The 15123-nt window shown below is 72.9% G+C and carries 12 protein-coding genes; 2 read left to right on the top strand and 10 right to left on the bottom strand.

Annotation, left to right across the window (positions count from 1 at the left end):
- Positions 1-42: 42 nt before the first annotated feature.
- The 7 genes from QBL21_RS22195 to QBL21_RS22165 form a co-directional block, all read right to left on the bottom strand.
- The gene (locus tag QBL21_RS22195; protein ID WP_407563977.1) at positions 43-972 is read right to left on the bottom strand and encodes a dihydrodipicolinate synthase family protein; all 930 of its coding nucleotides are present in this window, start codon (positions 970-972) and stop codon (positions 43-45) included.
- Positions 969-2108 (bottom strand): oligopeptide/dipeptide ABC transporter ATP-binding protein, encoded by a 1140-nt coding sequence (locus QBL21_RS22190; RefSeq protein WP_407563976.1) that lies wholly within the window; start codon positions 2106-2108, stop codon positions 969-971. The genes QBL21_RS22195 and QBL21_RS22190 overlap by 4 nt, the downstream gene beginning before the upstream one ends.
- Entirely contained in the window at positions 2105-4135 is a 2031-nt protein-coding gene (locus QBL21_RS22185) for a dipeptide/oligopeptide/nickel ABC transporter permease/ATP-binding protein (protein WP_407563975.1), read from the bottom strand. Before QBL21_RS22185 ends, QBL21_RS22190 begins: the two co-directional genes overlap by 4 nt.
- Positions 4135-5076, bottom strand: coding sequence for an ABC transporter permease (locus QBL21_RS22180; RefSeq protein ID WP_407566511.1), 942 nt, complete (start codon positions 5074-5076; stop codon positions 4135-4137). The genes QBL21_RS22185 and QBL21_RS22180 overlap by 1 nt, the downstream gene beginning before the upstream one ends.
- 59 nt (positions 5077-5135) lie before the next feature.
- Positions 5136-6725, bottom strand: coding sequence for an ABC transporter substrate-binding protein (locus tag QBL21_RS22175; protein ID WP_407566510.1), 1590 nt, complete (start codon positions 6723-6725; stop codon positions 5136-5138).
- Between the two features lie 356 nt (positions 6726-7081).
- Positions 7082-7825, bottom strand: a complete 744-nt coding sequence (locus QBL21_RS22170; protein ID WP_407563974.1) for a DNA polymerase beta superfamily protein — start codon at positions 7823-7825, stop codon at positions 7082-7084.
- Positions 7826-7893: 68 nt separating this feature from the next.
- On the bottom strand, positions 7894-8817 hold the full coding sequence (locus tag QBL21_RS22165) for an LLM class F420-dependent oxidoreductase (RefSeq protein WP_407563973.1): 924 nt from the start codon (positions 8815-8817) through the stop codon (positions 7894-7896).
- A gap of 103 nt (positions 8818-8920) precedes the next feature.
- Between QBL21_RS22165 and QBL21_RS22160 the strand changes: the two genes are divergently transcribed.
- Positions 8921-9340, top strand: coding sequence for a hypothetical protein (locus QBL21_RS22160; protein WP_407563972.1), 420 nt, complete (start codon positions 8921-8923; stop codon positions 9338-9340).
- Between the two features lie 13 nt (positions 9341-9353).
- Here QBL21_RS22160 and QBL21_RS22155 read toward each other — a convergent pair whose 3' ends face one another.
- Entirely contained in the window at positions 9354-10544 is a 1191-nt protein-coding gene (locus tag QBL21_RS22155; protein ID WP_407563971.1) for a thiolase family protein, read from the bottom strand.
- A 178-nt stretch (positions 10545-10722) separates the two neighbouring features.
- Here QBL21_RS22155 and QBL21_RS22150 point away from each other — a divergent pair, with 178 nt between their 5' ends.
- The gene (locus tag QBL21_RS22150; RefSeq protein WP_407563970.1) at positions 10723-12465 is read left to right on the top strand and encodes a pyruvate dehydrogenase; all 1743 of its coding nucleotides are present in this window, start codon (positions 10723-10725) and stop codon (positions 12463-12465) included.
- A gap of 72 nt (positions 12466-12537) precedes the next feature.
- Here the strand turns inward: QBL21_RS22150 and QBL21_RS22145 are convergent, their stop codons facing one another.
- Positions 12538-14325 (bottom strand): sulfatase-like hydrolase/transferase, encoded by a 1788-nt coding sequence (locus QBL21_RS22145; RefSeq protein ID WP_407563969.1) that lies wholly within the window; start codon positions 14323-14325, stop codon positions 12538-12540.
- A gap of 383 nt (positions 14326-14708) precedes the next feature.
- A complete protein-coding gene (locus QBL21_RS22140) occupies positions 14709-15116 on the bottom strand; it encodes a DUF1992 domain-containing protein (protein ID WP_407563968.1) in 408 nt (135 codons plus the stop codon).
- Positions 15117-15123 lie beyond the last annotated feature (7 nt).

The following is a 15123-nucleotide window of genomic DNA, read 5'->3' as shown; positions in this document are numbered from 1 at the left end:
CGGCAGCCCCTCCCGCCCGCGTACGGCGCCAACTGAGCACCGTCAGAGCAGCCCCGCCGCGGCGAGGTGCTTCTCCACCCGCTGCACCTCCTCGGCGTCCAGCGGGATCTGCGGCAGCATCGTCGCCGGGCACGCGATGACCCCGCGCAGATGCAGGGCCGCCTTGAACGCGCCGAGGGCCGACGAACTCATGCCCATCCGCGCCGGGTCGCCGCTGCCGACCATCCCGAACAGCGCCAGCAGCCGCTCCTGCTCGGTACGGGCCGTCTCCCAGTCGGCCTCCCGCGCGCTGCGGTACAGCCGCACGTAGCCGTGCGGGTCGACGTTGCCGAGGCCGGGGACGACGCCGTGGGCGCCCATCGCCAGCGCGCTGTCCACCATCGTCTCGGACCCCGTGAGCGCCGAGAAGCCCGCCACCTTGTCCCGTACGCCGACGATGACGCGGCGCAGGCCCGTCTCGTCGCCGCTGGAGTCCTTCAGCCCGGCGAGCACCCCGTCGGCGGCGAGCCGGAGCACCAGGTCGTGGCCGAGCTTGGTGTGCACCGAGGCCGGCAGGTCGTAGGCGTAGACCGGCGCGCCGGTGCGGCCGGCGACCTCGCGGTAGTGCCGGTCGATCTCCGCCGGGTGGGTGCGGGTGTAGAACGGCGCGGTGACGACGAGCGCGTCCGCGCCGGCGTCGAGCGCCCCGCGGGCGTGGTCGAGCACGCGCGGGGTCGTCATGTCGATCGCGCCGGCGAGCACGGGCAGTTGCCCCCCGGTGTGCCGTACCACCGTGTCCACCACGACTCTGCGCTGCTCGTCCCTGAGGTACGCCGCCTCCGAGGAGGAGCCGAGCACGAAGAGTCCGTCGACGCCCCCCTCCACGAGGAAGTCCACCAGCCTGGTCAGCGAGGCGGTGTCCACCTCGGCATCCGGCGTCAGGGGGGTGCAGACGGGCGGTACGACACCGGTCAGGTGGGTGGGACGGGTCATGCGCTCTCCTTCGCTTGGATCACGAGATCACGGGTGCTCTCCGTGGCGGCCACCGGATGGTGGCAGCGGAACCGGTGGGCGTGCGCCGCCTGCGTGACCTCCGGCATGGCCGCGGCGCACTCCTCCGTGGCCTTCCAGCACCGGGTACGGAACGGGCAGCCGCTCGGCGGCCGGGTCGCCGACGGCACCGGGCCGACGAGGGGGATCGGGTCGATGGGGTCGAGCAGCCCCGGCGTCGCCGAGAACAGCGCCCGCGTGTACGGGTGCCGTGCGGTGTCCGTGCCGCGCTCCGCCGGGGAGTCGCTGCCGGAGCCCAGCGCCACCGCCGGCGCCTCCTCGACGATCCTGCCCAGGTACATGGTGATGACGCGGTCGCTCATCCGCCGCACCGTCTGGATGTCGTGCGAGACGAACACCAGCGCCAGGTTCAGCCGCTCCTTCAGATCCAGCAGCAGGTTGAGGATCTGGGCGCGTACGGACACGTCCAGCGCGGACGTCGGCTCGTCCGCCACCACCAGGTCCGGCTCCAGCGCCAGGGCGCGGGCGATGGCCACCCGCTGCCGCTGCCCGCCGGACAACTGCCCCGGCAGCGCGTCAGCGAGCACCGTCGGCAGGCCGACGAGCGCCATCAGCTCCCGTACCCGCTCGGCGCGCTGCGCCGCGGTGCCGCGGCGGTGCACGTCGAGGGGGTCGCGGAGGATCTGCCGGATCGGCAGCCGCCGGTTGAGCGCGGTAGACGGATCCTGGAAGATCATGCCCGTGCCGGTCCCGATGGCGGTGCGCCGCTCGCCGGCGCCCATCTCCCAGATGTCGCGGCCCCGGAACTCCACCGTGCCGGCCGTCGGCTGCTGGACCCCGACCAGCACCTTCGCCAGCGTCGACTTGCCGCAGCCGGACTCGCCGACCACGCCGACCGTCTCGCCCGCCGCGATCGCCAGGTCCGCGCCGGTCAGCGCGTACACCCGGTCCCGGGCGAACAGCCCGCCGGAGCGCGCCCGGTGCACCACGTGCGCGCCGCGCACGGTGATCAGCGCCGGCGCCACGCCGCCGCCCTCGACCAGGCCGTCGCCCTCGACCAGGGGCGCTCCCTTGGCCAGGTCGCCGATCGGCCCGGAGCCGCCGTCCTTCGCGCTCATCGCAGCGCCTCCTTCTCCGCCTCGCCCGCGGGGGACGGCGTCGGTCCGACAGCGGGCTCGACCGCCGGGTGGTGGCACGCCACCTCGTGCCTGCGTTCCTCGCCGACCAGTTCCGGCGCGGTGTCCAGACAGGTGGCGCTCGCCATCGGGCAGCGGTCCGCGAACCGGCAGCCCGCCGGGAAGTCGGCCGGCGAGGGCACGACGCCGCGGATCTGCGTCAGCCGCTCCTGGGCCGACTCCAGCGACAGCACAGAGCCCAGCAGCCCGCGGGTGTAGTGGTGGGCCGGCGCCTCGACCAGGTCGGCGGTGACGCCGGTCTCGACGATCTGCCCGCCGTACATCACCACCACCCGGTCGGTGACGTCGGAGATCAGCGCCAGGTCGTGGCTGACCAGGACGAGCGCGAAGCCCAGCTCCCTGCGCAGCCGCAGCAGCAGCTCGATGACCTGCGCCTGCACCGTGACGTCGAGCGCGGTGGTCGGCTCGTCGGCGACGATCAGCTTCGGGTTGCGCGACAGGGCCATGGCGATGAGCACCCGCTGCCGCTGCCCGCCGGACAGTTCGTGCGGATAGCTGCGCAGCGTACGGTCCGGGTCCAGGCCCACCAGCTCCAGCAGTTCGGTCGCGGTGCGGGTGCCGCCGCGCCGGATGAGCTGCTTGAGCTGGGCGCGGATGGTCATCGCCGGGTTCAGCGAGCTGAGCGCGTCCTGGTAGATCATCGCCATCTCGTGGCCGAGCAGCTTGCGGCGTACCCGCATCGGCGTGCCGATCAGCTCCCGCCCGTCGAAGACGACGCTGCCGCGGACCCGCGCGCCGTCCGGCTCCAGACCCATCACCGTCAGCGCCGTCAGCGACTTGCCGCAGCCCGACTCGCCGACGAGGCCGAGGACTTCACCGGGCCTGATGTCGAAGCTGATGCCGTCGACGATGTCCACGCCCGCGTGCCGCTTGTCGAAACCGATGGCCAGGTCCTTGACCGACAGCACCGGCTCCCCGCCGGGCAGCGGCCGGGCCCGTTCGCGCAGCCGCCGGGCGGCCTCGGCGAGGCCGGGCAACTGGAGCACCTTGCCGGTGCCGGGCGCGGGTGCCTCGATCCGGTCCTCGGCGACGGCCTCCTTGACCGGCACGCTCTCGGCCCGCCGGGAGGCCGGCGCCGCCCAGGCGTCCGAGATGCCCTCGGAGAGGATGTTCAGCGCCAGCACGGTCAGCAGCATCAGCAGGCCCGGGAAGACCGTGGCCCACCAGCCGCCGAGCAGCACCATGTTCTTGCCGTCCGCGATGACGCTGCCCCAGGACGGGTCCGGCGGCCGGACGCCCGCGCCGATGAAGGACAGCGACGCCTCGAAGACGATCGCCTCGGCGACCTGCACGGTGCAGAACACCAGGATCGGCGCGGCGCAGTTGATGGCGACGTGCTTGACGATGATGTGCGGCGTACGGGCCCCGATGACCCGTTCCGCGGTCACGTAGTCCTCGCCGTACTGGTCGAGCACGTTGGCCCGTACGACCCGCGCGATCGGCGGCACGTACAGGAACGCGATGGCGCACACCAGCACCGGGATGCTGCCGCCGAACACGGCGACGAGCACCGCGGCCAGCGCGATTCCCGGGAACGCCATGACGATGTCCAGGCAGCGCATCACGAACTCGTCCACCGCCTTGCGGGAGGTGGCGGCGACGGCGCCGAGGACCGCGCCGGCGACCAGCGCGAGCAGCGTCGCGCCCAGGCCGATGATCAGCGACCAGCGGGCCCCGTACATCAGCCGGCTGAGGATGTCGCGGCCGAGGCTGTCCTGCCCCATCCAGTGGTCGGCGGAGGGGTGCCCGGTGCCGCCGGCCTGCGCCTGCTGGTCGAGCGGGTCGTGCGGGGCGAGCAGCGGTGCGAACACCGCGACCAGCACGACCAGGGCGATCAGCCCGAGCGAGATCCGGGACGTCCAGGGCAGCCGCGCCAGCCCGCGGAGCCGCAGGCCGGGCCGGGACAGCCGCTCCGTGAGCTTCTGGCGGCCCCCGAGGGTGGTGAGCATCAGGCGGCGCTCCTCAGACGGGGGTTGACCAGCAGATAGAGGATGTCGATGACCAGGTTGACGACGACGAAGGCGACGGCGACGGTCAGCACCACGCCCTGCACGACCGCGGGGTCGCCGTTCTTCACCGCGTTGATCATCAACGTGCCCATGCCGGGCAGCGAGAAGATCGTCTCGATCACGACGGCGCCGCCGAGCAGGTAGCCCACCCGCAGCCCGAGCACGGTCAGCGGGTTGACCAGCGCGTTGCGCAGCACGTTGCGGCCGACCACGACGACCGGCGGCAGCCCGCTGCCGATCGCCGTGCGCACGTAGTCCTTGTCCAGCTCCTCCACCACCGCGGTGCGCACGATGCGGGTGAGCTGCGCGGCGACGTGCAGCGACAGCGCGATGGCCGGCAGCGTCATGGTCTTGAGCCAGCCCGTGAAGGAGTCGCCCGGATTGACGTACCCCCCGGAGGGGAACCACCCCCAGTCCACCGCCAGGTACTGGATCAGCAGCAGCGCCACCCAGAAGGCGGGCGCGGCGACGCCGACCAGCGACACGATGCGGATGAGCTGGTCCGGGATCCGGTCGCGGTAGATCGCGGCCGTGACCCCGAAGAGCACCGACAGCACGATGGCGAGGGCGAGGCCCATGAAGGTGAGCTGCATGGTCAGGGGCAGCGCGGTGGTCACCTGGTCGACGACCGGTCTGCCGTTGAGCACGCTGAGCCCCATGTCGCCCTGGACCAGGTCGCCGACGAACGCGGCGTAGCGGACGGGCAGGGGGTCGTTGAGCCCGTGTTCCTCGCGGTAGTCGTCGAGCTGCTGCTCGGTGGGGTTGGCACCCTGGAAGTGCGCCACCGCCGGGTCGATGTCCGAGAAGCGCATGACGAGGAAGACGAACAGCACGATGCCGAGCATCAGCGGGACGAGCAGGGCGATGCGGCGTAGCAGCATCCTGACGATCTGGGCCACGTACGTGAGCTCCTAGCCTTGACTGACCGTGACGTGCCGCCCTACGCGGGCTTGGCCTTGAGGAGGTTGATGCCGGGGTACGGCTGCGGCTGGATCCCGGTGATCTCGTCGGCGTCCCAGGCGGTGACCAGCTCGGTGTGGACCACGGGGTAGATGACCGCGTTCTCCGCGACGACGTCCAGGTACTCCTGCGTCATCTGCTTCTTCTTCTCCTGGTCGGGCTCGCGCGTGGCCGCGTCCATGAGCCGGAACAGGTTTTTGGCCTCCGACGCCCCGGCCCAGCGGGAGTAGCCCATCCAGATGTTGTCCGCGGTGTAGTTGTAACGGAGGATCAGATCCGCGTCGATGCCGAGCTGGTTGGGGTTCGAGGCGGAGGCGACGACCTGGTAGTTCGCCTTCTGGTCCAGCTTGGTGAAGAGGGCGGAGGTCTCCTGCGGGTCCAGCGTTGTCTCCACGCCGATGGCGTCCCAGGACGCCTTGATGGTCGGGATGCAGTCCGCGATCCAGCTCACGGTCGACGCCATGAGCGTGACCTTCAGCCCGCTGACCCCGGCCTCGTCCAGCAGCGCCTTCGCCTTGTCCGGGTCGTAGCCGTAGACCGTCTTGGCCTTGCGGTACGTGGGGTTGGCCTCGTCGAGGAAGGAGCTGGCGGCCTTGCCGTAGCCCTTCAGGCCCGCCTCGATCATCTTGTCGGTGTCGATGGCGTAGTGCAGCGCCTGGCGCACGCGGACGTCGTCGAAGGGCGCGCGGTCGGTGTTGAAGAGCAGGAACATGTGGTTCATGCCCGCCCCGCCCTCGACGGTGAGGCCGTCCTGCTCCAACTGCTTGACGTTCGCGTACGGGATGTTGTCGGCGATCTGCGCCCCGGCGCTCTCGCCGGAGATCTTCGCGACCCGGGGGGCGGCGTCCACGATGGACAGCCAGTTCATCTTCTTGAAGTTCGCCTTGCGCGGGCCGTTGTAGTCCGCGTACGCCTCGAAGGAGGTGTTCGACAGCGGCTGGTTGGCCGTCATCCGGTACGGGCCGGAGCCGATGGTGACCTCGGGCAGGCCGGTGTCGAGGTCCTTGAAGGCACCGGACTTGCCCAGGATGTGCTTCGGCATGATCTTCGCCAGGGTGAGCCGGGACAGCCCGTCCGGGAACGGGAAGGCGAGCACCAGGTCGACGGTGTTGTCCCCGGTCTTCTTGACCTCCTTCAGCCAGCCGGCGAAGAACCCGCGGGTGAGGGTCTGCGTCTCCGGGTCGAGTATCCGGTCGAAGGTGAACACCACGTCGTCGGCGGTGACCGGCTTGCCGTCGTGGAAGGTGGCGCCGTCGCGCAGGGTGAACGACCAGGTGGTGGCGCCGGCGTCGGCGGGCGGCTCGGTCGCCAGCGCCGCGTACGGCTCGCGGGTGATCGGGTCGGTGTCGAGCAGGCCCTCGAAGATGTGGTGGTTGCTGGCCACGGAGAACGCGGACGCGGTCAGCGTGGGGTCCCAGCTCTGGTCGTTGCCGTACCCGATGACGGCGGTGACGGAGTCGGCGCCGCCGCCCCCGCCGGTGTCGGAGGTCGAGTCCGGACCGCCGGAGCAGGCGGCCAGCGCCGGCGCCACGACGCCGAAGGCGCCCAGCGCCCCGCCGTACTTCAGCACTCGCCGGCGCTCGACGCCCGGCTCTGGTGATACGTCGCTCACGGTGCCTCCAGAAGGGGAAAAACAGGGGATGGCGCCGCGCCCGTCCCTGTCCCGGGGATAGGCGGGGTCGTGGGAGGTCCTACGTTCTACCTCTTGGCGGTGAACATAGAAGTTGGCCGGGAGGCAGGTCAAGAGGTCGGCGCCAAGCGTTATGCGGTGTCGACCCGGCTGGAGGCGGGCACGTCGCCCGGCCGGCCCCGCGTGGCAACGGTGTTGGCGGGCGGCCGGCGGTCGGCGGGTGCGCGGACGCGACGGCCGCGCCGACCGGGCGGGGGATCAGGCGACGAGCGCCCGAAAGGCGGAGAGCGGCGGGATCAGGGCGCCAGTAAGGCCGGCCCGCCCGAACCGCCCCCGGACGAGGCGGCGGCGGTGGCGGCGGTCAGGTTGCGGTGGCGGACCGAGGTGAGCCAGGACTCGACGCGGGACTGGTCCGGGGACTCCGGCAGCGGACTGGCCGGCAGGGCCTCGTCGAGGCGGGTGGACAGCTCCGCGGTCCACGCCATCACCTCGTCCCAGGCCAGCTCCCCGCGGCGGACCGCGAGCAGCCGCTCGCGGTACGGCCCGACGTCGACGCACAGCTCACCCGTACGCAGCAGGGCCTCCCCGCTCAGCAGCAGCCGCAGCAGGTGCACCACGTGCTTCCACCGCACCTCACCGGTGCGCTCCCGGCGCGCGCGGGCCCGGGTGAGCTGGCGGTACGCGTAGCGGCCGAAGGTGCGGTGGACGCCGCGGGAGAGGAACGCGGGGCGCAGCTCGCACAGTTCCGCGCCGAGCGGCGTGCACCGCTCGACCAGCGGGGAGTGGAGCACTTCGAGCAGGTTGGGGTTCCCGTCGAGCCCGAGCGCGCAGCAGCGCTCCACCTCCCAACTGAACTGCTCGGGCAGCGGCCCCTCCCAGTGCGGCGGCGGCTTCTCCAGCCGCCACCACCACTCGGTCGGCGCGACGTACACCCCGCGCCGGTCGGTGTCGGACGCCGGCGTCGCCAGGCCGAAGGCGTGCGAGCCCGCCACCACCGCCAGGATGGTGTGCTTCTCGACCAGCACCTCGCCGCGCTCCACCCGGCCATACTCGCCGGGTGCGACCGCCTCCCGCCAGGGGTTTTACGTCCCGGACCGCTGCCCTGCGCTCAGGACACCTGCGGCATCACCTCGGCGGCGATCAGCTCCAGGTGGTCCAGGTCCGCCAGGTCGAGGATCTGGAGGTAGAAGCGCTGCGAGCCGGCGGCCCCGTAGCGGCCGAGCTTCTCGACCACCTCCGCCGGGGTGCCCGCCAGGCCGTTCTCCTTCAGCTCCGGCACCTGCCTGCCGATGGCCTCCGCACGGCGGGCCACCTCGGCGTCGTCCTTGCCGACGCAGGCGACGAGCGCGTTGGAGTACACCAGGTCGGACGGTGTCCGGCCGGCGGTCTCTGCCGCCTCGCGGACCCGGGCGAACTGCCGCTCGGTGTCCTCCAGCGAGCTGAACGGCACGTTGAACTCCGTCGCGTAGCGGGCCGCCAGCGCCGGGGTCCGCTTCGCGCCCATGCCGCCGATCAGCACCGGCAGCGGCGCCTGCACCGGCTTGGGCAGCGCGGGGGAGTCCTTCAGCTCGTAGTGCGTGCCGGAGAAGCTGAAGGTGTCGCCCGTCGGCGTCCGCCACAGCCCGGTGATGATCGCGAGCTGCTCCTCCAGCCGGGCGAACTTCTCCTTCGGGAACGGGATCCCGTACGCGGTGTGCTCGTCCTCGAACCACCCGGCGCCGATGCCCATCTCGACCCGCCCGCCCGACATCTGGTCCACCTGCGACACCTGGATGGCAAGCGGGCCCGGCAGCCGGAAGGTGGCGGCGGACATCAGCGTGCCGAGCCGGATCCGGCGCGTCTCGCGGGCCAGGCCCGCCAGCGTCACCCAGGCGTCCGTCGGTCCGGGCAGGCCGCTGACGTCGCCCATCTTCAGATAGTGGTCGGAGCGGAAGAAGGCGTCGAAGCCGAGGTCCTCGGTGGCGCGGGCCACGGTCAGGAGTGTGTCGTACGAGGCGCCCTGCTGCGGTTCTGTGAAGATGCGGAGATCCATGGGGCCCATTGTGCTTCAGCCGTGCCCCGCGGCTTCCCGGGGCACGTCGGCGGTGCATAGAGTGCTGTCACCGCACTGCCCGGCTTGCCGCTAGGGGGTCAGGATGACGGTCGTCTACCGCGCACCCGAAGGGGACGACGGACTGGAGTTCACGGTCCGGCTGACGCCCGAGGAGACCACGGCGCTGACCCGCGAGGCCCGGCTGCTGGCGGAGATCGTCGACAGTTGCCTGTGGGCCCTCGGCATGCTCCGTACGGGCGTGAACTCCCGCGACGCCGGCGGCCCGCAGCCGATCCCCGGCGACTGGTACGCCGCCCTGCGCGACCTGGAGCACATCGCGCCCCGGATCGAGGGCACCCGGGACGCGGTGATCCGCGCGCTCGCCGCGTCGGGGGAGGGCACCGACCGGCTGGCGCACGCGATGCACACCGAGGAGGAGGCGGTCGTACGGCGCCGCGCCGACGTGCTCGGCAACCCGCCGTCGGAGTGGGAGACCTGGGCGGCGAAGGGCGCGGCGGAATAAGGCCCCGTGCGCCTCAGGCCCGCTCCACCAGCACCGCCGAACCCTGCCCCACCCCGACGCACATCGTCGCCAGCCCCCGCCGCGCGCCCGTACGCGCCATCCGGTGCAGCAGCGTCGTCAGGATCCGCGCCCCCGAGCAGCCCAGCGGGTGGCCGAGCGCGATGGCCCCGCCGTCGGGGTTGACCGTCTCCTCGTCGAGCCCCAGTTCGTCCACGCAGGCCAGCGACTGGGCCGCGAACGCCTCGTTCAGCTCGGCCGTCTCGACGTCGGCCACCGACCAGCCCAGCCGGTCCAGCGCCTTGCGCGTGGCCGGGACCGGGCCGATGCCCATGACGTCGGGGTGGACGCCGGCGGAGGCGCCGGCCGCGTACCGTCCGAGGGAGGTCAGGCCCAGTTCCGTCAGCGCCTCCTCGCTGACCAGCAGCAGCGCCGCCGCCCCGTCGTTCATGGGCGAGGAGTTGCCCGCGGTCACGCTGCCGCCCGCCCGGAACACCGGCTTCAGCTTCGCCAGCCGCTCCGCGGAGGTGTCCTCGCGGATGCACTCGTCCGCCGTCACCGCCTCGCCGTCGCCGGGCCGTACGACCGGCAGCAGCTCCGCGTCGAAGTGCCCCGCCGCCCGCGCCGCCGCGGCCCGCCGGTGGCTGCGCAGCGCGAACTCGTCCTGCCGCGCCCGCCCCACGCCGTACCGCTCGGCGGCCTCCTCCGCGGTCTCGCCCATCGCGAGCAGCCCGTGCAGCTCCCGCATCCGCGGGTTGACCAGCCGCCAGCCGAGCCGGGTGTCGGCCGTCGCCATCGCCCGCGGCAGCGCCTCGTCGGGCCGCGGCAGCACGAACGGCGCGCGGCTCATCGACTCCGAGCCGCCCGCCACCACCACGTCCGCCTCGCCGGCGGCGATCGCGCGGGCGGCGGTCGTGACGGCCTCCAGGCCGGAGGCGCAGAGCCGGTTGAGGGTGGCGCCGGGGACGGACTCGGGCAGCCCGGCGAGGAGGACGGCCATGCGGGCGACGTTGCGGTTGTCCTCGCCGGCCTGGTTGGCGGCGCCCCAGTAGACGTCGTCGATACGGGCCGGGTCGAGCGCCGGGACGCCGTCGAGGAGTCCGCGGAGCACCCCCGCGGCGAGGTCGTCGGGGCGTACGGCGGACAGCGACCCGCGCAGCTTCCCGATCGGCGTGCGGCGGGCGGCGGCGAAGTGAACGGTGCGCACGGCGGGCCTCCCCATCGAAACTAGCGGCGCTAGTTTCGGACTATAGCCCGCACGCCGCCCTCGCGAGAAGGACGCACGCCGACGTGCGCCGACGTGCGATACGCCCCCCTTCGCCGGTGATCGCCTACGATCGAACACGTTGTCCGCACGCCGCGAAGCCCGATGCGAGGAGAGCGCGATGAGCAGTGCCAAGGTTGCCGACCAGCTCCTGGAGGTCCTGCTCCAGTACGGGGTGAAGCGCATCTACGGCGTGGTCGGCGACAGCCTCAACCCGCTCGTCGACGCCATCCGCCGCAGCGACGGCGCCATCGAGTGGGTGCACGTGCAGAACGAGGAGGCCGGCGCCTTCGCCGCCGCCGCCGAGGCGCAGGTCACCGGGCAGCTCGCCGCCTGCGCGGGCTCCTGCGGACCCGGCAACACCCACCTCATCCAGGGCCTGTTCGACGCCCAGCGCAGCGGTGCCCCGGTCCTGGCCATCGCCTCGCACATCCCCGCCACCCAGATCGGCAGCGGCTTCTTCCAGGAGACCCACCCGGAGAAGCTCTTCGACCAGGCGTCGGGCTACTGCCAGATGATCTCCCAGCCCGAGCAGATGCCCCGCATCGCCCGGATCGCCGCCCAGCACGCCGTCGGCGCCAACCAGGTCGCGGTCCTCGTCCTGCCCGGTGACATCGCCGACAAGCCGGCCGCCAACCCCACGGGCCACACCGTCCCCTGCGTCCGCCCCGCCGCGATCGTCCCCGACCCGCAGACCGTGCGGGAGCTGGCCGACGCCCTCAACGGCGCCGACCGCGTCGCGCTGTTCGCCGGCGCGGGCGTACGCCACGCGCACGCGCAGGTCATGCGGCTCGCCGAGACCCTCAAGGCGCCCGTCGGGCACACGCTGCGCGGCAAGGAGTGGATCCAGTACGACAACCCGTACGACGTCGGCATGATCGGCCTGCTCGGCTACGGCGCCTGCTACGACGCGCTCCAGGAGGCCGACCTCGTCGTCATGCTCGGCACGGACTTCCCGTACGACGCCTTCCTGCCGCAGGCCAAGACCGTCCAGATCGACATCGACGCCACCCGCCTCGGCCGCCGTACGCCCCTGGAGATCGCCGTGCACGGCGACGTCGCCTCCACGCTGGACGCGGTGCAGCCGCTGCTGCGCGAGAAGGGCGAGCGGCGCTTCCTCGACGCCACGCTGCGCAAGCACGAGCGGATCCTGAGCAAGGTCGTCGAGGCGTACACCTCCAAGGTCGACAAGCACGTGCCGATCCACCCCGAGTACGCCGCCCGGGTGCTGGACCAACTGGCCGCGGACGACGCGGTGTTCACCGTCGACACCGGGATGAACAACGTCTGGGCCGCCCGCTACCTCACGCCCAACGGACGCCGCCGCGTCATCGGCTCGTTCACCCACGGCTCCATGGCCAACGCCCTGCCGCACGCCATCGGTGCCGCCTTCGCCGACCGCGCCCGCCAGGTCGTCTCGCTCTCCGGCGACGGCGGCCTCGGCATGCTCCTCGGCGAGCTGATCACCGTCAAGCAGTACGACCTGCCGGTCAAGACCGTCGTGTTCAACAACTCCTCGCTGGGGATGGTCAAGCTGGAGATGCTGGTCGACGGCCTGCCCGCCTACGGCACCGACCACGGCAAGGTCGACTTCTCCGCCGTCGCCCGCGGCATCGGCATCCCCGCCTGGCGGGTGGAGAAACCCGGCGAGATCGAGGGCGCGCTGCGCGAGTCGCTGGCGGCGAAGGGCCCCGCGCTGATCGAGCTGATCACGGACTCCAACGCGCTGTCGATCCCGTCGCGGATCACGCTGGAGCAGGTGCGCGGCTTCGCGCTCGCGGCCGGGCGCACGGTCCTGGAGGGCGGCGTCGGCACCATGCTCGACCTCGCCCGCTCCAACCTCCGCAACATCCCCCGCCCCTGACCGCGTGCCTGACCGCGCGGGCGCTCGTGCCGTACGAGCCGGGCGCCCGCCCGGTCCGTACGGCCGGGGCCCTCAGGTCAGCCAGGGCAGGTCGCCGAAGTAGCCGCCCTTCGCCGGCGGCGTGAGCATCGCGAGCCGCGAACGGTACGTCAGCGGCCCGCCCTCGCACCGCGCGACGGCCCGCGCCCGCAGCTCCCACCGGCCCGCGGGCGCGCCCTTCGGCGGTGTCACCCGCCAGCGGGTGACCACCTCGGTGCCCGGCGCCAGCCGGCCGCGCGGCCGGCGGGTCGCGGCGCGCACCCTCCAGCCCTCCGGGACCTGCAAGTGCACCCGCGGCTCGGTCCACAGGCGGTCGGACCCGTTGTGCAGGGTGGCGGTGACGGTCAGCACGCGGCCCGGCTCGGCGTAGGGCGGGGCCCCGATGCGTACGCCGAAGGGCTCGCGGTCGTACGTGTCGTGCCACTCCCGGCGCATGACGTCGACCAGCCGGGCGGCGACGTCCGGCCGGTCCGCGGCGCGGTCGACGGACTCGGTCGGGTCGTCCGCCAGGTTGTACAGCTCCACCTGCCAGCGGCCGTCGGGCGCCGCGCGGTCCTTGCCGGGCGCGAAGCGCACCGCCTTCCAGTCGCCGGCGCGCACCGCCTCGGAGATCCGGCCGATCCGGTCGTGGTCGGCGGCGCGGGCCAGCGGCGTCGAGGCCCGCTCGTTGCGGTACCAGTACAGGTACTCGTGGCGGGGCGCCGGCCCGGTCCCGGTGAGCAGCGGCGCGAGGGAGAGCCCGTCGACGTCCCGGGGCGCGGGGGCGCCGCCCAGCTCCGCGAGGGTGGGCAGCAGGTCTATGTGGGGCGTGGGCCGGTTCACGACGCCGGGCCGGATGCGGTACGGGGACCAGGCGATGAGCGGCACCCGGATGCCGCCCTCGTACAGGTTCCGCTTGTAGCCGCGCAGCGGACGCTCGCGCTGGAAGAGCGCGGGCGTCACACCGCCCTCCTCGTGCCGCCCGTTGTCGCTGGTGACGATCACCACGGTGTCCTCGGCGATGCGCTGCTCGTACAGCTCCTCGATCACCGCGCCGACCATCCGGTCGAAGTTGGCGACCTGCGCGGCGTGCCCCTTGTCCTCCGGCTTCCAGTCCGTGTCGCTGTACTCGCCGGTGTCCGGCACGGTGCTGGGGGCGTGCGGCACGTTGGGGGAGAGGTAGAGGAAGAACGGCTCCTCGGAGTGGGTCCGGATGAACTCCAGGGCGCGCGCGGAGAACTGCTGGGGCGCGTACGTGCCGCGCCCGCCGTCCCCGTTGCCCGCGAGCGGCACGCGGCGGCTGTTGTGCCACAGGTACTGCGGGAAGTAGAAGTGCGCGTGCCGGTGGGTCAGATAGCCGTAGAACTCCTCGAACCCGCGGTAGTTGGGGTGGCTGTGCTGGTCCGGCTCCTCGGGGCCGAAGCCCCACTTGCCGATGCACGCCGTGCGGTAGCCGCGCGCCCGCAGCAGCTCGGCGACGGTGGTGTCGCCGTCGCCGATGGAGGGCTGGATGCCGCGCATCGGGTTCTCGCGGACGCGGGCCCGGCCGCTGTGCAGCCCCGTCAGCAGCGAGGCGCGCGACGGCGCGCAGACGGGCGCGGAGGCGTACGCTGCGGTGAACCGCAGGCCGTCGGCGGCGAGTCGGTCGAGGTGGGGGGTGCGGATGAGCCGCTGGCCGTACGAGCCGAGTTCGCCGTAGCCGAGGTCGTCGGCGACGATCAGGACGATGTTGGGGCGGTCGCCGCGAGGGCTGCCCGGCGCGGCGGCGAGCGGGGCGGGGGTCAGTGCCGCGACGCCGAGGCCCGCGGCCGAGGCCGCGAGGAACTGCCGTCGGGTGGTCAACCGGCTCCCCCTCTCGGACGACTGATGCCGATGCACAGCGCCGTCCGGAGGCGGAGGCGGGGCCGGCACGCAGTGTCCCGGGCGCGTCACCGCTGCCGGGTGAGCCGGTCCGGCAGCCGGATCCGCTGCGGCGGAAGCCGGGCCAAAACGGGCGAAGGCGCCCGTATCCGGGTACGGGTCGGGCGCCTGACTGCCGCGCCGTCTGGTCGGGACGGCGGATCGCCGCGCAGGGGTGACCTACGGATCAGTTCCCCCCGGACTGCGTCTACCCCGTGCGCTTGCGTACGGCTTGACGTTTCGAGGGGGACCTTACCACCAACGATCGACGCTTCCGCGCGCGTTGGGGACCCCCGGAGCGCGTGCGTCCGGTTGATTCGTACCCGCTACTCGCGTCCCTCGCGCCCCTCACGCCACTCGCGTACCAGCGTGTCGGCATCCAGCGGCGCCAGCTTCAGCGGCGGGCCGACGGCGGGCGCGCGGTGCGCCGCGAGGATCTTCTCGTTGACCTCCGCGACGATCTCGCGCACCTCCTTCTCGCTCCGCGCCCTGGTCACGGCGGCGAGCGCGGCCTCGGCCTCCTTGCGCACGGCGAGGGAGGGCGGCAGCGCGGACAACTGCTCGCGCGCCATCTTCGCCCTGACCCACCACAGCTCGTCGTACGGCCGGTCGAGGTCCGGCAGCGGCTTGCCCCTGCCGGGGAGGTCGTCGAACTCGCCGCGCTCCGCCGCCTCGCGGATCTGCCGGTCGATCCAGGACTCGAAGCTCACACCCGGCGGCTTGCGTTCGGTCATGTGGGGT

The organism is Streptomyces sp. 184, from assembly GCF_045781775.1.
GTDB lineage: Bacteria > Actinomycetota > Actinomycetes > Streptomycetales > Streptomycetaceae > Streptomyces.
The sequence above is the reverse complement of the archived record's forward strand: the minus strand, read 5'-3'. Positions and strand labels throughout refer to the sequence as shown.

Coding starts and splice junctions, on each gene's coding strand:
- QBL21_RS22190 (WP_407563976.1), bottom strand. CDS start 2,108: ATGAGCGCGAAGGACGGCGGCTCCGGGCCGATCGGCGACCTGGCCAAG.
- QBL21_RS22160 (WP_407563972.1), top strand. CDS start 8,921: ATGACGGTCGTCTACCGCGCACCCGAAGGGGACGACGGACTGGAGTTC.
- QBL21_RS22180 (WP_407566511.1), bottom strand. CDS start 5,076: ATGCTGCTACGCCGCATCGCCCTGCTCGTCCCGCTGATGCTCGGCATC.
- QBL21_RS22140 (WP_407563968.1), bottom strand. CDS start 15,116: ATGACCGAACGCAAGCCGCCGGGTGTGAGCTTCGAGTCCTGGATCGAC.
- QBL21_RS22195 (WP_407563977.1), bottom strand. CDS start 972: ATGACCCGTCCCACCCACCTGACCGGTGTCGTACCGCCCGTCTGCACC.
- QBL21_RS22165 (WP_407563973.1), bottom strand. CDS start 8,817: ATGGATCTCCGCATCTTCACAGAACCGCAGCAGGGCGCCTCGTACGAC.
- QBL21_RS22185 (WP_407563975.1), bottom strand. CDS start 4,135: ATGCTCACCACCCTCGGGGGCCGCCAGAAGCTCACGGAGCGGCTGTCC.
- QBL21_RS22150 (WP_407563970.1), top strand. CDS start 10,723: ATGAGCAGTGCCAAGGTTGCCGACCAGCTCCTGGAGGTCCTGCTCCAG.